This window comes from Jeotgalibaca sp. PTS2502 (assembly GCF_001975685.1).
In the GTDB taxonomy this organism is placed as follows: Bacteria; Bacillota; Bacilli; order Lactobacillales; family Aerococcaceae; genus Jeotgalibaca; species Jeotgalibaca arthritidis.
In genome coordinates this window covers 215868-230304 of record NZ_CP019433.1, presented here as the reverse complement: position 1 = coordinate 230304, position 14437 = coordinate 215868, and the positions used below count along the sequence as shown (strand labels likewise).

The following is a 14437-nucleotide window of genomic DNA, read 5'->3' as shown; positions in this document are numbered from 1 at the left end:
AAGGAATGAATCAAATGATTATTAAAATCGAACGAAAAGAAAAAACAAAGAAACCAAAGAAATCTAAAAAAACGAGCAAACAAAAAAAGATTCCTATGATTAAAGTTGGCACGCATAAGAAATTAACCTTTGTTTTATGGGTTTTATTGATTGGTAGTGTCGGGTTTGGAATCTGTAAAAATTTTACTGCCATTGACACTCATACTGTCCATGAAACAGAAATCATTGAACAGCAGATTGTCGATACCAACCAAGTAGAAAGTTTTGTGAAATCCTTTGCGAAAGACTACTTTTCGTGGCAACAATCCCAAGAAGCCATTGATAAACGAAATGAAAAATTGACCCAGTATTTGACGGAAGAATTGCAGGTATTAAATGAAGAAATGATTCGTAAGGATATTCCTACCAGTTCTAGTGTGAATGATATACAGGTGTGGCAGGTTTCTCAAGTGAATGAGAACAACTTTGAGGTACTGTTTTCTATTGAACAAGTCATTACCGAAGACAAAGACAAGGAAACAATCTCTTCTAGTTTTCATGTGGTTGTCCATGTAGATGAATTAGATAATATGGTTATTGTCAAAAATCCGACAATGAGTAAGAAACCTCAAAAGTCGGACTACCAACCTAAGCAGCTAGAAAGTGATCAGACAGTAGATACAGAAACAACGGACGAAATCAATAGTTTTTTAGAAACGTTCTTCCAGCTCTATCCTACTGCCACAGAAAAAGAATTAACTTACTATGTAAGTGATTATGCGTTACCTATGATTAACAAGGAATATATTTTCGAGGAATTGGTGGATCCTATCTATACCAAAAAGGATAACCAAGTAATCGTGAATGTGGCTGTGAAATATTTAGATCAAGAAACAAAGGCAACCCAAATCTCGCAATTTGAGTTGATATTAGAAAAACAAGATAATTGGAAGATTGTAAAATAACAAATATTGGTACATGATTACAGATACTTTGTAATCATGTACTCTTTTTGATAAAAAATTGGAGATTCCTTTACAAATATGCTCTTACGTGCTATTATTTAAGTGACTATTTAAAAGGAGTTAATAAATATGCGGCAAGGTATTCTTAAATAAACTGTCAATTTGATAGCGGGAACAAATAATTAGATGTCCTTTTTTAGGAGGGCTTAGTTTTTTGTACCCAGTTTAAGAATACCTTTATCATGTGATTCTAAAGTATCCAGAGAATATCTGTATGCTTTGTATACCTATGGTTATGCATAAAAATCCCAGTGATAAAAGTATTTATCACTGGGATTTTTATGCCCTTTTGGGTTTTTGAATGGAGGAAAATCACATGAAAATTATTAATATTGGAGTTTTAGCTCATGTTGATGCAGGAAAAACTACCTTAACAGAAAGCTTATTATATAACAGTGGAGCGATTACAGAATTAGGAAGCGTGGACAAAGGTACAACGAGGACGGATAATACGCTTTTAGAACGTCAGAGAGGAATTACAATTCAGACAGGAATAACCTCTTTTCAGTGGGAAAATACGAAGGTGAACATCATAGACACGCCAGGACATATGGATTTCTTAGCAGAAGTATATCGTTCATTATCAGTTTTAGATGGGGCAATTCTACTGATTTCTGCAAAAGATGGCGTACAAGCACAAACTCGTATATTATTTCATGCACTTAGGAAAATGGGGATTCCCACAATCTTTTTTATCAATAAGATTGACCAAAATGGAATTGATTTATCAACGGTTTATCAGGATATTAAAGAGAAACTTTCTGCCGAAATTGTAATCAAACAGAAGGTAGAACTGTATCCTAATATGTGTGTGACGAACTTTACCGAATCTGAACAATGGGATACGGTAATAGAGGGAAACGATGACCTTTTAGAGAAATATATGTCCGGTAAATCATTAGAAGCATTGGAACTCGAACAAGAGGAAAGCATAAGATTTCAGAATTGTTCTCTGTTCCCTCTTTATCATGGAAGTGCAAAAAGTAATATAGGGATTGATAACCTTATAGAAGTTATTACTAATAAATTTTATTCATCAACACATCGAGGTCCGTCTGAACTTTGCGGAAATGTTTTCAAAATTGAATATACAAAAAAAAGACAACGTCTTGCATATATACGCCTTTATAGTGGAGTACTACATTTACGAGATTCGGTTAGAGTATCAGAAAAAGAAAAAATAAAAGTTACAGAAATGTATACTTCAATAAATGGTGAATTATGTAAGATTGATAGAGCTTATTCTGGAGAAATTGTTATTTTGCAAAATGAGTTTTTGAAGTTAAATAGTGTTCTTGGAGATACAAAACTATTGCCACAGAGAAAAAAGATTGAAAATCCGCACCCTCTACTACAAACAACTGTTGAACCGAGTAAACCTGAACAGAGAGAAATGTTGCTTGATGCCCTTTTGGAAATCTCAGATAGTGATCCGCTTCTACGATATTACGTGGATTCTACGACACATGAAATTATACTTTCTTTCTTAGGGAAAGTACAAATGGAAGTGATTAGTGCACTGTTGCAAGAAAAGTATCATGTGGAGATAGAACTAAAAGAGCCTACAGTCATTTATATGGAGAGACCGTTAAAAAATGCAGAATATACCATTCACATCGAAGTGCCGCCAAATCCTTTCTGGGCTTCCATTGGTTTATCTGTATCACCGCTTCCGTTGGGAAGTGGAATGCAGTATGAGAGCTCGGTTTCTCTTGGATACTTAAATCAATCATTTCAAAATGCAGTTATGGAAGGGATACGCTATGGTTGCGAACAAGGATTATATGGTTGGAATGTGACGGATTGTAAAATCTGTTTTAAGTACGGTTTATACTATAGCCCTGTTAGTACTCCAGCAGATTTTCGGATGCTTACTCCTATTGTACTGGAGCAAGCCTTTAGAAAAGCTGGAACAGAATTGTTAGAGCCATATCTTAGTTTTAAAGTTTATGCACCACAGGAATATCTTTCACGGGCATATAACGATGCTCCCAAATATTGTGCAAATATCGTAAATACTCAACTGAAAAATAATGAGGTCATTATTATTGGAGAAATTCCTGCTCGATGTATTCAAGATTATCGCAATGATTTAACTTTTTTTACAAATGGGCTTAGTGTTTGTTTAGCAGAGCTAAAAGGATATCAGGTTACCACTGGCGAACCTGTTTGCCAGACCCGTCGTCTAAATAGTCGGATAGATAAAGTAAGATATATGTTCAATAAAATAACTTAGTGCGTTTTATGTTGTTATATAAATATGGTTTCTTATTAAATAAGATGAAATATTCTTTAATATAGATTTGAATTAAAGTGGAAAGGAGGAGATTGTTATTATAAACTACAAGTGGATATTGTGTCCTATTTGTGGAAATAAAACAAGACTACGAATACGAGTGGATACTATACTTAAAAATTTCCCTTTATACTGCCCCAAATGTAAGAACGAAACTTTAATTAATGTTCAAAAAATGAATATAATAACAATCAAAGAGCCAGACGCCAAGACGCAGAGCCGATAATTTGAGAAATGAAACTCTCATCTTATCGGCTCTTTTTGTTTATCTGAATTTTACTGACTAGCCTTCAATATTTCTTGCTTCATTGATACCTTTTGCTAGTGCTTCCATTAAGGATAGTTCTTTGTCTGTAAAGCTATCCATGTATTTTTCTATCTGTAGCCTTCGAGTGCTTTTTATCAAATTATCTGTAGGTAAGAAAAATTCATCAATAGACACATGGAGTAATGATACAAGATCATAAAGCACCTGTGTACTTGGGTGTTGCCCTTTATTTTCTATATTTGTTAAATAACGTGGGTCAATTTCAATGATTGTTCCTACTTGTTCACGGGTGAGACCACGTTTTATTCGAGCCTCTTTAATCGCTAGACCAACGGCTCTAAAATCGTATTTATCTTCTTTTTTACGCATAATAAACCACCTCTATACATTTTACTGTTCCTATCCAAGTGGAAACAGGTATAGAAAAACGTGTTATGTAGTTTGTGAGTTCTTTTAAGAGCGCTATTATGCTTATGAATGTGATAAATCCAATCTCAAATAGAAAGGTCGCTGATTTTATTTACCCATACAACTATATAAAATTTAGTTATGCTGCTAAAAAGTAGATAAAATTGGCGACTGAATGGAGGTCACAGTCGCCATGAAAAAGATACGTCACTATCTAATTCTCTTAATTAGGTTCTTATCAAAAAAACTTACCCACCTACACTAGATAAATATGACCATCAATGTGGTTTTACAAATCGTATAGACAGAACAATTGAAGCACATGAACAGAGAAAACAATCTGTTTATGTGTTTTTTTGGCTACTTCGTGAATATCTTTTAAGATTTTTCTTCACTTATGCAACAAATCCCCCTTTCGTGTCGGGACTTAGTATGAAGGGAGATAAAGAAGTACATGCCACTCCCTTTCACGACAGAAAGGGGGTGAAAAACATGAAACCATCTTCTTTTCAAGAAACCATAGAAAATCAGTTTGACTATATCTGCAAACAAGCCATTGAAGATGAACGGAAAGATTATTTCAAACATCTAAGCAGACTGTCCAAAAAAGAAGTTTCATTTTCTGAAATAGATAACTACCTTGTCACCTCTTTTTCTACGGTTGATACGTATGTCACTGATTTTCAACTATTCACATTGTATGGATTAAGAATCAATGTTGAAAGTGATTTGTTAAGCGAAGCCTTACGCCACCTTCCAGAGAACAAGCGGAACATCATTTTACTTCATTATTTTATGGATATGAGTGATGTGGAAATTGCAGAATTACTAAATGTAAATCGTTCAACAGTTTATCGTCATCGAATAAGTGGACTAGCCATGATTAAAGAATTCATGAAGGAGTGTAAAGAATGAAAACAGCCTATCCAAGGGTTCCCTTCCCCCTCATTGTAAAGGCGACAGATGGCGACGTGGAAGCAATTAATCAGATTGTTAAACATTATCGAGGGTATACCTCAAAACGTTCTTTGCGTCGCATGACAGACGAATATGGCAATTCTCATATGGTTATTGATGAAACCCTACGTGGCAGAATGGAAACAAAACTCATCACCAAGATTTTAGCGTTCGAAATTAAATAATCTCATTTTTTCGTGGAAGCGTGTTGAACCGTTCCACGCTTCCCGATTTGGGAGGTTTGTTATTCCATCAAAGCCTACTGTATGTTCAGTATGTTTTGATAGGCTAACAAGCCAAACGTTCTTTGACAATTGAATAAAGCCAATCGAATACGTTTCGATAAGAAAAGAGCCAACGAACTAACACGCCATGATCTATGAAGATAGCGAGCGATTCATGTTAAAACTTCGTAAACAATCTTTAGCAGGATTGTTGCCATGACTTTCTTATCGTGATAATGATACTCCCGTATAGCCACAGTCCGAGCGTTAGTAGCGTCGCAGACAATGGGTACGGCTACATGAAAATCATGCAGGGGTGAAATGCCCGTGAGCTTTGCTAGAGCTGTTCGATTGCTGGGATATTCTTCTCTTGTCAATGTATTATCATAAAAATATTTGATATAATTATAGGTGGTAAATTGTAAAATGAAATGCATAAGGAAATAAACGAAAAAATCATGTAGATACGATATACTTATAAGCGACCAAACCAAAAGTATAAGGGGTATCTACATGACTAATAATAATTGTATCATAGAAAACCGCACCTTCACACACCTTACTGATATTCAACGGGGAAAGCTGGAACAGATGGCTAAAATCGGTACCTATAAACAAGCGGAGATGGCGCGTGAATTAGGAGTCAGCCAATCGACTGTTTCTCGTGAGTTGAAACGCGGCAGAACGCGCCAACTTGACTATCAACACAATTATTACGAGCAGTATATTGCCGCCTCAGGCGCTCGGGTTTACAAAGAAAATCGTGAGAACTCGCATGCGCGGAATCATCATAAATATTCTGCAGCTTTCCTTGCTGCCTTACCTGAAAATCTAGCACCCATGAAGGGGTTACGGATTCATAGTGTGGATACTTTTGTACACTCTTACAGAAAATCGCACCCTGACGAACACGTACCATGCACGAAAACAGTTTACGCCTTGATCAATGCTGCCGTACTCCCAATCCGTAATATCGATTTACCTATGAAGACCCGGATGCGGCCACGCAAGAAAAACGTTTCGGAACCGAAAGGTCATAACGCTAAGCACTTAGGTCGCAGTATCGAAGAACGCGATCCAGAAATACTCTCTAGAGAAGATTTTGGGCATTGGGAAGTCGATTTAGTATTAGGCAAGAAAATAAAAAATGAGCCTGTCATCATCACTATGGTTGAACGGAAAACCCGCTACTGTCTAACGAAGAAAGTTTGGGGAAAAGGTGCCATAGTGGTTCAAAAAGGTGTTCTTGATTTGATGAGAAAACAGGGACTGGAACAGTTTAAGACCCTAACAACTGATAACGGATCTGAGTTTTCAAGTCTGTCGCTTATCGAAGGCATTACTGAAGATGTTCAGGTTTTCTTTACTCATGCGTATGCTTCTTGGGAGAAAGGAACGAACGAGAGGCACAACCGCATGCTCCGAGAATTTATCCCAAAGGGAGTCACTCTGCGTCCATTGTCTTATGCACATTTACTGGCAGTAACTAATACGATCAACGACAGACCGAGAAAAATAATGGGCTATGCAACACCTGCAGAACGCCTGCAGGAAGAGTTAGCTAAGTTACAAGCAGCTTAAGGTATTTTGTTGGTTTTATAGGATAAGAGAACAGCTTAGCTGAGTCAAGAGCCGCTTCGCTCCTTCTCTTGACTCAGCCAACCTATTCTCTTGGGTCAGAACCACCAACAACTCACCTGAAAAATGGTAAGGGACGAAATACACACTGCCAACAAAGGCTTCAAACCATTGGTAATACTGGATTATTGAGTAATTCGCTGTCTATAAAGGTTTTTAAAATTTTTTATGCATTTGATATTGCAATTAAGCTATAATTATAGGTGAATATTGGAGTTTTCCTAGCCTATAATGGGAAAGGAGTAATAATGATAACGGTCACAAAAAAAGATTTAGTTGAGCTAGGATATGGAACTTCTTTTTCAGCAGACATCATAAAAAAAGCAAAAGAATTGATGATTACAAAAGGGCATACCTACTATCAATCTCGAAAGTTAGATAGAGTCCCTCGTGAAGCTGTTGAAGAAATTCTAGGAATTCGGTTTTCAAATGAAAACAGGTCTGAGTAGTTTTTGCACAGTAAGGAGTAAAAACTATGGTTAAAGACCCAATAAAAAAAGCAAAGAATGGAACCTATTATTTTCGTGCAAATCTAGGTTATGATTCTAAAGGAAAAAAAATTCAAAAATATCGTAGTGGATTCACTACTAAAAAAGAAGCAAGAGAAGAATATTCAAAACTACTACTGATGAAACCAGAAGAATTAAGTGAGAATAAGGATAAAATGACGTTTAATCATTATATCTTTGAAATTTTTCTTCCATGGTATAAGACACAGGTAAAGCTCAGAACATATGAAAATCGCTTACCAACTATTAAGAAACATTTCTCTTATTTTGATAAAATGGCTGTTTCCGATATTGAGCCTATTGATGTGCAAAATTGGCAACTAAAATTATCAAAGAAATGTAAGTCTTCTTATGTGAGAGCTGTTCAAGGACTATTTTCAGTTGCTATGGATCGAGCAATTGTCCTTGGGATAACCACCACAAATCCATCTAAGATTATTGGCAATGTGAAAAAGCAAAAGTCTAAAATTGAATTTTGGACAAAAGAAGAATTTGAAAAAGTAATCTCTCTAATTTATAAAGAAGATTACTATCAACACTTTTTATTTATCTCTCTGTGGTTTTTATTTATGACTGGAATGCGAATTGGTGAAGCTACTGCCATTCAATGGGAAGATATTGATTTTGACTCTGGAGTACTAACCATCAACAAAACACTTTATTACAAGAATCAATCGGATTATAGATTTGTTGAACCAAAAACAAAGGCGAGTGTTCGTCATATTGTATTAGATGAATGTACTCTAAATTATCTATCCGAATGGAAGAAAGCACAACAAAATCTAATTCAGACAGACTTTGTAATGAGCTATAACGGTATTCCTACCCAAAAACATACGCTAGCACATGCTATTGAACGCTATGCTAAGCTGGCTAGTATTCATCGAATCAGAATTCATGGTTTACGGCATTCGCATGCTTCCTTGTTAATCAGTATGGGAGAAAACCCACTCATCATTAAAGACCGTTTAGGACATGAAGATATTGAGACGACTTTAGGAACGTATGGACATCTTTATCCTAACAGTAATTTTGAGGTAGCTAACAAATTAAATGGAGCCATTTCCTTTAAAGAAGCAAAACAAAATTATGATACTTCACCAAAGAATCAATTTACTGTAGACTACTTGCGAAACAAAGAAATGAAAAAAGTGCAATAAAAGTGCAGTAAAAAAATAAGAAGAGCCAGAAACCCTTGATAAACAAGGATTTCTGGCTCTCCTACAACTACTCCCACTCGATAGTCGCTGGTGGCTTGCTCGTAATGTCATACACGATACGGTTAACGTGTGCAACTTCATTAACGATTCGTTTTGAAATAGTTTCAAGGACTTCGTAAGGAATACGTGCCCACTCTGATGTCATACCATCGATAGATGTTACGGCACGGATACCAACTGTATAATCATAAGTCCGTCCGTCTCCCATAACACCAACACTTCTAATGCCTGGTAAAACGGTAAAGTATTGCCATACATCACGTTCTAAACCAGCGTTTGCAATTTCTTCACGAAGAATTGCGTCTGACTCACGAACGATTTCAAGTTTTTCTTCTGTAATTTCACCTAGTACGCGGATACCTAGTCCTGGTCCTGGGAATGGTTGGCGCCAAACAATGCTATCAGGCATACCTAATTCTGTTCCTAATTCACGAACTTCATCTTTGAATAAGGTATTCAATGGTTCGATTAATTTAAATTGCATGTCTTCTGGTAGTCCACCAACGTTGTGGTGAGATTTGATTGTTTGAGCAGTTTCTGTTCCACTTTCAATAACGTCTGTATAAAGTGTTCCTTGTGCTAAGAATTCAATCCCGTTCAATTTAGTTGCTTCGTCATCGAATACGTAGATAAATTCGTTACCAATAATTTTGCGTTTTTGTTCTGGATCGCTAACGCCAGCTAGTTTAGACAAGAAGCGTTCTTTAGCATCAACTAAAATAATATTTAAGCCAAATTTACCAGATAGGCTTTCCATTACTTGATCTGCTTCGCCTTTACGTAGTAACCCATGGTCAACAAAAATACAGGTCAATTGGTCACCGATTGCTTTTTGAAGTAACACACCAACTACTGATGAGTCAACGCCCCCTGAAAGGCCTAGTAAGACTTTTTTGTCCCCTACTGTTTCACGAATTTTTTCAATTTCAACGTCAATGAAGTTTGCGATTGACCAGTCAGCTTTACAGCCACAGATGTCGAAGGCAAAGCTGCGTAACATATCATTACCATGTTCAGAAGCACGTACTTCTGGATGGAATTGAACACCGTATAGGTTTTTTTCTTCGTTTGCAAATGCGGCAACTGGGCATTGTGCGTTTGTTGCTGTTACTTTAAAGCCTACTGGAACATCTTTAATTAGGTCACCATGGCTCATTAATACCGTTTCAGAGCGGTCTAATCCTTTGAAAATACCACTTTCCACATCTAAAATTTCAATTGCTGATTGGCCATACTCGCGTTGCCCAGCAGCTTCTACTGTTCCTCCGAATTGTGCAGTCATTAATTGCATGCCGTAGCAAACGCCTAAGACGGGAATCCCTAAATCATAAATGGCTGGATCCACTGTAAATGAACCTTCTTCATACACGCTATTTGGTCCACCTGAAAATACAATTCCTTTTACGTGATCCATTTTCTTAATATCTTCTGCTGTTGTGCGGTGTGATAGTAATTCTGAGAACACACCGAATTCACGAATTCGACGAGTCAATAATTGGTTATATTGACTCCCAAAATCCAAAACGATAATTTTTTCCATTGATGATAAATCTGTAGTCATTTGAAATGGTCCCTCCATGCTTCTTTTTTAAATGTTATTACCATAATTAATATTTTTTGATCTGAAGATAGTCGATAAAGTGATTATCAGATTTATGAATAATCAGATCAGCACGCGTCATTGTCGGTGCAATATATTCTTCGAGGTTTTTTAAGTTGACAGACCGCCAAACTGCCTTAGCCATGTTAATCGCATCTTGCCGATCTCCTATGGCATAGTTGTAGTAGTAGTTATCGGGATGGTCTTTAGCCCGATCCATCAGCATTTCGAATCGTTCTAAATACCACTTTTCGACATTCTCAATATCCGCATCCACGTAAATTGAAAAATCGAAAAAGTCACTCACATAGATTTGCTGGTTGGATGGTAATTGTAACACATTAATCCCTTCAACTATCAGTATATCAGGACGATCGACAACATCAAACTCATTCGGCACAATATCATAAATATGATGCGAATAAACAGGTGACTTCACATGGCGCTTACCAGTTTTCACATCTAATAGGAATTCAATCAGACGCTCCATATCATAGCTTTCAGGGAATCCTTTTCTGCCAAGGATGCCATTTTCGATTAAATGAGCATTTGGATATAAAAAGCCATCGGTTGTCATCATTGCGATATTTTTATCTGGATAGAATTTTTGCAATAAGTTTTGGAGAACACGCGCTGTTGTACTTTTCCCAACTGCCACACTTCCGGTTATCCCTATCATCAGTGGTGCTGGTTCATAAGGGTAACCTAAAAAATTACTTTTCATTTTCCTTAGTTTTCGATAATTTTTTTGATAAAGGTCTATCATCTCAACGAGAGGGACATAAATATCCCGAACATCTTCCACAGAAAGCTTATCGTTTAAGGATGTCAGACTTTCTATTTTTTGTTCAGATATTAGTGGAATGGACTCTTCGTGGAAGGTTTTCCATTTGCTCCTATCGATTTGATAGTAGTTACTAGTCGTATACATGCTAACGTCCTTTCATTTCATGAACATTTTCAGCTATTGTAACACATTTATTTTGCTTTTTACTACAGAAAGTTACGATTTAAATGATGATTATTCGTTTAACAGTTAATTAGTTACTATTAGGCAATTAAGTTTTTATAAATTAATCCTTGTTTAATTTACTTTATTGACATCCTCCGATAAAATTAAGGAGAATAAGAGTTTACGACCACTTTTAAAACAGTTCAAAATGCTGTTTTAATCTGATGATTTAAGGTATGATAAATGAGTTTGATTTGACGATTTTATCCACTCTGTTTGATGATGATATCGTAGCAAAGGAAGATGTATATAATGACGACAAATATAGGAAAAGCTCACGGAAAAATTATCCTGATGGGAGAGCATGCGGTTGTATATGGCGAACCCTCCATTGCCCTCCCCTTTCCCGCTGTTGAAATGATAGCAAGTGTTTCAGCCTATGAAGGTCCAGTGCGACTAGACTGTTCGTATTACCACGGCATCGCCGATGATATGCCGGAAGTTTTACAAAGTCTTAAAAAAGCCATTGAACTGGCTCTTGAGTCCTTGGGGCAACCTTATGAGAACTTAGCTATTAACATTGAAAGTGCCATTCCACCTGAAAGAGGGATGGGATCAAGTGCTGCTGTTGCTGTTGCTGTCACACGAGCCATTTATAATTATTTTAATGCTGATTTAGATCATGGTCGCTTGATGCACATGGTTAATATTTCTGAAAAAATTGCTCATGGTAATCCAAGTGGGTTAGATGCCATCACAACCAGTAGTTTGTCGCCCGTTTACTATCGTAAAGGCGCCGACATTATTCCTTTTTCACTAAAAATGGATGCTTATCTTGTTGTAGGTGATACTGGTGTAACTGGTCAAACCAAAGAGGCGGTGCAAAGTATTGCCGATCTTATTGAAAAAGAAGCTCAGCCGATTAGTCGAGAGAAAATTGCATTGTTGGGTAAACTAGCTAACCATGCTAAGGGGTTCCTCGAACGAAATGAAGCTAAAGAGCTAGGCGAAGCCATGAATCAAGCCCATCTTTTATTAGCTGAACTCGGTGTTTCCAATAAAGAGTTGGATAATCTGGTTTCAGCAGCGAGGGCAGCTGGTGCTCTGGGCGCAAAGCTGACTGGTGGTGGCCGTGGTGGCTGTATGATTGCTTTAGCTAACAATCAAAGTGAGGCTGAAAAAATCCGTCTTGCTCTATTAAATGCTGGTGCGGTAACAACTTGGATGACATCATTAAATCAGGAGGAAGGTCTATGACACAAGCAGCTGTAAGGGCTCATACAAATATTGCATTAATTAAATATTGGGGGAAAAGAGACGAAGCGCTCTTCTTGCCGACTAACAGTAGTTTGTCGTTAACGCTCGAAAAGCTTTATACTGATACATTGGTTCGCTTTGATGACAGCTTAAGCCAAGACCATTTTATTTTGAATGGTCAGCCCCAAGCCGAGAAAGAAACACAAAAAATTAGCCGTTTCTTAGATCGTTTTAGAAAAGTAGCTGGTATAACAACCTTTGCTCATGTTGAGAGTATTAATCATGTTCCAACAGCAGCTGGTCTAGCCTCTTCTGCTTCTGCTTTTGCTGCACTAGCGGGTGCTGCTAATATTGCTAGTGGATTAAACTTAGATTTAAAGACATTATCAACCTATGCAAGGCAAGGTAGTGGTAGTGCAACGAGAAGTATTTACGGTGGTTTTGTTGAATGGAACAAAGGAACCTCTTCTGACGATTCATGTGCGATTCCTGTTGATGATGCAGATTGGGATATTGGGATGCTAGTTGTGGCCGTTAACCGTTCTGAGAAGAAGATTTCTAGTCGGGTTGGCATGAAACAAACCATTGAAACCTCTCCTTATTATCCGTCTTGGGTTGAAACAGCTGAAACAGATATTCAAGCCATTAAAGAAGCCATTAAAGAACGCAACTTTGAACGAATGGGTGAAATTGCCGAACATAGTGCGATGAAAATGCATGCCTCTATGTTAGCAGCACAACCCCCTATTATTTACTTCGAACCAGCTAGTATGAAAGCTATCCAAATCGCTCACCAACTGCGTGACCAAGGCATTCCGTGTTATGTTACAATGGATGCTGGACCAAATGTGAAGGTGCTCTGCCGCCTCTCACAAGCTGAACAAATAAAAAATGCTTTTAAAGAACATTTTTCTGAAGAACAATTAATGATTACAGGACCAGGCCAAGGTATTCGTCAACTAACAAATGAAGAATGTCGCGCCAATAACTGGTCATTGAACTAGAGAGGAAGAGAACATTGGTACAAGCGAGTGCACCAGGAAAACTATTTATTGCAGGTGAATATGCCGTTGTGACAAGCGCACACCCAGCCATCTTAGTTGCCGTGAATCAATTCATCACAGTTACTGTCGAACAGGCAGAAGAAGAAGGAACCATCCACTCCGCTCTAAATGGCGGATTACCAATTCCTTGGACAAGACTGGATGGCAAACTTTATATTGATGAACGTGAAAATCCCTTCTTCTATATTACTCAAGCAGTCAAATATACGGAACAATACATTTTAGAAGCTGGAAAAGAGCTTCACTTTTTCCACTTATCAGTTGAAAGTGAACTTGATAATGCTAAAGGAAAAAAATACGGCTTAGGCTCTAGCGGAGCTGTGACCGTTGCGACTATTAAAGCTTTGCTAAAATTTTATGATTTAGAGGTAACTGCTGAACTAGTCTATAAACTCGCTTCACTAGCTCACCTGTCTGTTAATTCGAATGGCTCATTTGGTGATATTGCAGCCAGCAGCTATACGGGTTGGATTGCCTATGCTTGTTTTGACCGTAAGTGGGTTCTAGAACAAGAACAACACCTATCTATTACAGAATTAGTCCAAAGTGACTGGCCTGACATGATGGTGAAGCAATTACAAGTGCCTGAGAAATTGAAATTGTTAATAGGCTGGACCGGTTCACCTGCTTCAACAGCTCATTTAGTTGATAAGGTCAATTTAAAACGTAGCAAACTAGAAGACTTTTTCCCTATTTTCCTAAGAAAGAGTAAGACTTGTGTAAGTGCTCTGATTGATGCCTTTGAAACAGGTGACGTGGATGCTATTAAGATTGGGATTAAGCGAAATCGTGAGTTGTTACAACGTCTCGCTTCTAAAACAGGTGTTAAAATTGAAACAGAATTGCTAGCGAAACTGATTGAAATTGCCGAAACATTTGAAGGTGCTGGAAAATCATCTGGTGCTGGTGGTGGCGACTGCGGAATCGTTCTAGTAGAAGAAGATAAAAATATTTCATTATTACTTTCTGATTGGCGTAATTCTGGTATTCAGCCACTGCCATTAGAAGTCTTTTATGAACAAAAGAATTAAAGGAGCCCG

14 protein-coding genes and 1 pseudogene are annotated in these 14437 nt (G+C 37.3%); 12 read left to right on the top strand and 3 right to left on the bottom strand.

Annotated elements, in window-relative coordinates; translation table 11 throughout:
• The first annotated feature begins 14 nt into the window (after positions 1 to 14).
• From BW721_RS01090 to BW721_RS01075, 4 genes and pseudogenes are all read left to right on the top strand, one after another.
• Entirely contained in the window at positions 15 to 944 is a 930-nt protein-coding gene (locus tag BW721_RS01090) for a conjugal transfer protein (protein WP_076768611.1), read from the top strand.
• A gap of 313 nt (positions 945 to 1257) precedes the next feature.
• Positions 1258 to 1305, top strand: a pseudogene (locus BW721_RS12295) (hypothetical protein); the annotation flags it as partial.
• Between the two features lie 15 nt (positions 1306 to 1320).
• Positions 1321 to 3240: a tetracycline resistance ribosomal protection protein Tet(M) gene (gene tet(M), locus BW721_RS01080; RefSeq protein ID WP_000691737.1), complete on the top strand. Its 1920-nt coding sequence runs from the start codon at positions 1321 to 1323 to the stop codon at positions 3238 to 3240.
• A gap of 100 nt (positions 3241 to 3340) precedes the next feature.
• Complete coding sequence (locus BW721_RS01075) at positions 3341 to 3526, top strand: cysteine-rich KTR domain-containing protein (protein WP_413926387.1); 186 nt, start codon at positions 3341 to 3343, stop codon at positions 3524 to 3526.
• Between the two features lie 57 nt (positions 3527 to 3583).
• Here BW721_RS01075 and BW721_RS01070 read toward each other — a convergent pair whose 3' ends face one another.
• Entirely contained in the window at positions 3584 to 3937 is a 354-nt protein-coding gene (locus BW721_RS01070; RefSeq protein WP_001227349.1) for a helix-turn-helix transcriptional regulator, read from the bottom strand.
• Positions 3938 to 4468: 531 nt separating this feature from the next.
• Between BW721_RS01070 and BW721_RS01065 the strand changes: the two genes are divergently transcribed.
• The 5 genes from BW721_RS01065 to BW721_RS01040 all read left to right on the top strand — a co-directional run bounded on the left by BW721_RS01065 (position 4469) and on the right by BW721_RS01040 (position 8464).
• Positions 4469 to 4891 (top strand): RNA polymerase sigma factor, encoded by a 423-nt coding sequence (locus tag BW721_RS01065; protein ID WP_000804878.1) that lies wholly within the window; start codon positions 4469 to 4471, stop codon positions 4889 to 4891.
• A complete protein-coding gene (locus BW721_RS01060; protein WP_000845144.1) occupies positions 4888 to 5118 on the top strand; it encodes a helix-turn-helix domain-containing protein in 231 nt (76 codons plus the stop codon). Before BW721_RS01065 ends, BW721_RS01060 begins: the two co-directional genes overlap by 4 nt.
• 552 nt (positions 5119 to 5670) lie before the next feature.
• Complete coding sequence (locus tag BW721_RS01050; RefSeq protein WP_076765119.1) at positions 5671 to 6738, top strand: IS30 family transposase; 1068 nt, start codon at positions 5671 to 5673, stop codon at positions 6736 to 6738.
• 305 nt (positions 6739 to 7043) lie between these two features.
• Positions 7044 to 7244, top strand: coding sequence for a DUF3173 domain-containing protein (locus BW721_RS01045; RefSeq protein ID WP_000633909.1), 201 nt, complete (start codon positions 7044 to 7046; stop codon positions 7242 to 7244).
• Positions 7245 to 7270: 26 nt separating this feature from the next.
• Entirely contained in the window at positions 7271 to 8464 is a 1194-nt protein-coding gene (locus BW721_RS01040) for a site-specific integrase (protein ID WP_000237798.1), read from the top strand.
• 67 nt (positions 8465 to 8531) lie between these two features.
• On the opposite strand, the gene guaA is transcribed toward BW721_RS01040, so the two are convergent.
• A complete protein-coding gene (gene guaA / locus BW721_RS01035) occupies positions 8532 to 10085 on the bottom strand; it encodes a glutamine-hydrolyzing GMP synthase (protein ID WP_076765350.1) in 1554 nt (517 codons plus the stop codon).
• Between the two features lie 46 nt (positions 10086 to 10131).
• Complete coding sequence (gene coaA / locus BW721_RS01030) at positions 10132 to 11055, bottom strand: type I pantothenate kinase (RefSeq protein ID WP_076765348.1); 924 nt, start codon at positions 11053 to 11055, stop codon at positions 10132 to 10134.
• A gap of 333 nt (positions 11056 to 11388) precedes the next feature.
• On the opposite strand from coaA, the gene mvk reads away from it, so the two are divergent.
• Genes mvk through BW721_RS01015 form a run of 3 tightly spaced genes read left to right on the top strand, consistent with a single transcriptional unit; the run spans position 11389 to position 14428 of the window.
• Complete coding sequence (mvk, locus tag BW721_RS01025; RefSeq protein ID WP_198031375.1) at positions 11389 to 12333, top strand: mevalonate kinase; 945 nt, start codon at positions 11389 to 11391, stop codon at positions 12331 to 12333.
• Positions 12330 to 13337 carry a diphosphomevalonate decarboxylase gene (gene mvaD / locus BW721_RS01020; RefSeq protein WP_076765344.1) on the top strand — a complete coding sequence of 336 codons (1008 nt, stop codon included), beginning with the start codon at positions 12330 to 12332 and terminating at the stop codon, positions 13335 to 13337. Before mvk ends, mvaD begins: the two co-directional genes overlap by 4 nt.
• A gap of 14 nt (positions 13338 to 13351) precedes the next feature.
• A complete protein-coding gene (locus tag BW721_RS01015; protein ID WP_076765342.1) occupies positions 13352 to 14428 on the top strand; it encodes a phosphomevalonate kinase in 1077 nt (358 codons plus the stop codon).
• Positions 14429 to 14437: the final 9 nt, after the last annotated feature.

Bases quoted from the DNA above. Each gene is read 5' to 3' on its own strand.
- BW721_RS01090 (WP_076768611.1), top strand. From the start codon at position 15: ATGATTATTAAAATCGAACGAAAAGAAAAAACAAAGAAACCAAAGAAA.
- BW721_RS01070 (WP_001227349.1), bottom strand. From the start codon at position 3,937: ATGCGTAAAAAAGAAGATAAATACGATTTTAGAGCCGTTGGTCTAGCG.
- BW721_RS01065 (WP_000804878.1), top strand. From the start codon at position 4,469: ATGAAACCATCTTCTTTTCAAGAAACCATAGAAAATCAGTTTGACTAT.
- BW721_RS01060 (WP_000845144.1), top strand. From the start codon at position 4,888: ATGAAAACAGCCTATCCAAGGGTTCCCTTCCCCCTCATTGTAAAGGCG.
- BW721_RS01050 (WP_076765119.1), top strand. From the start codon at position 5,671: ATGACTAATAATAATTGTATCATAGAAAACCGCACCTTCACACACCTT.
- BW721_RS01045 (WP_000633909.1), top strand. From the start codon at position 7,044: ATGATAACGGTCACAAAAAAAGATTTAGTTGAGCTAGGATATGGAACT.
- BW721_RS01040 (WP_000237798.1), top strand. From the start codon at position 7,271: ATGGTTAAAGACCCAATAAAAAAAGCAAAGAATGGAACCTATTATTTT.
- guaA (WP_076765350.1), bottom strand. From the start codon at position 10,085: ATGACTACAGATTTATCATCAATGGAAAAAATTATCGTTTTGGATTTT.
- coaA (WP_076765348.1), bottom strand. From the start codon at position 11,055: ATGTATACGACTAGTAACTACTATCAAATCGATAGGAGCAAATGGAAA.
- mvk (WP_198031375.1), top strand. From the start codon at position 11,389: ATGACGACAAATATAGGAAAAGCTCACGGAAAAATTATCCTGATGGGA.
- mvaD (WP_076765344.1), top strand. From the start codon at position 12,330: ATGACACAAGCAGCTGTAAGGGCTCATACAAATATTGCATTAATTAAA.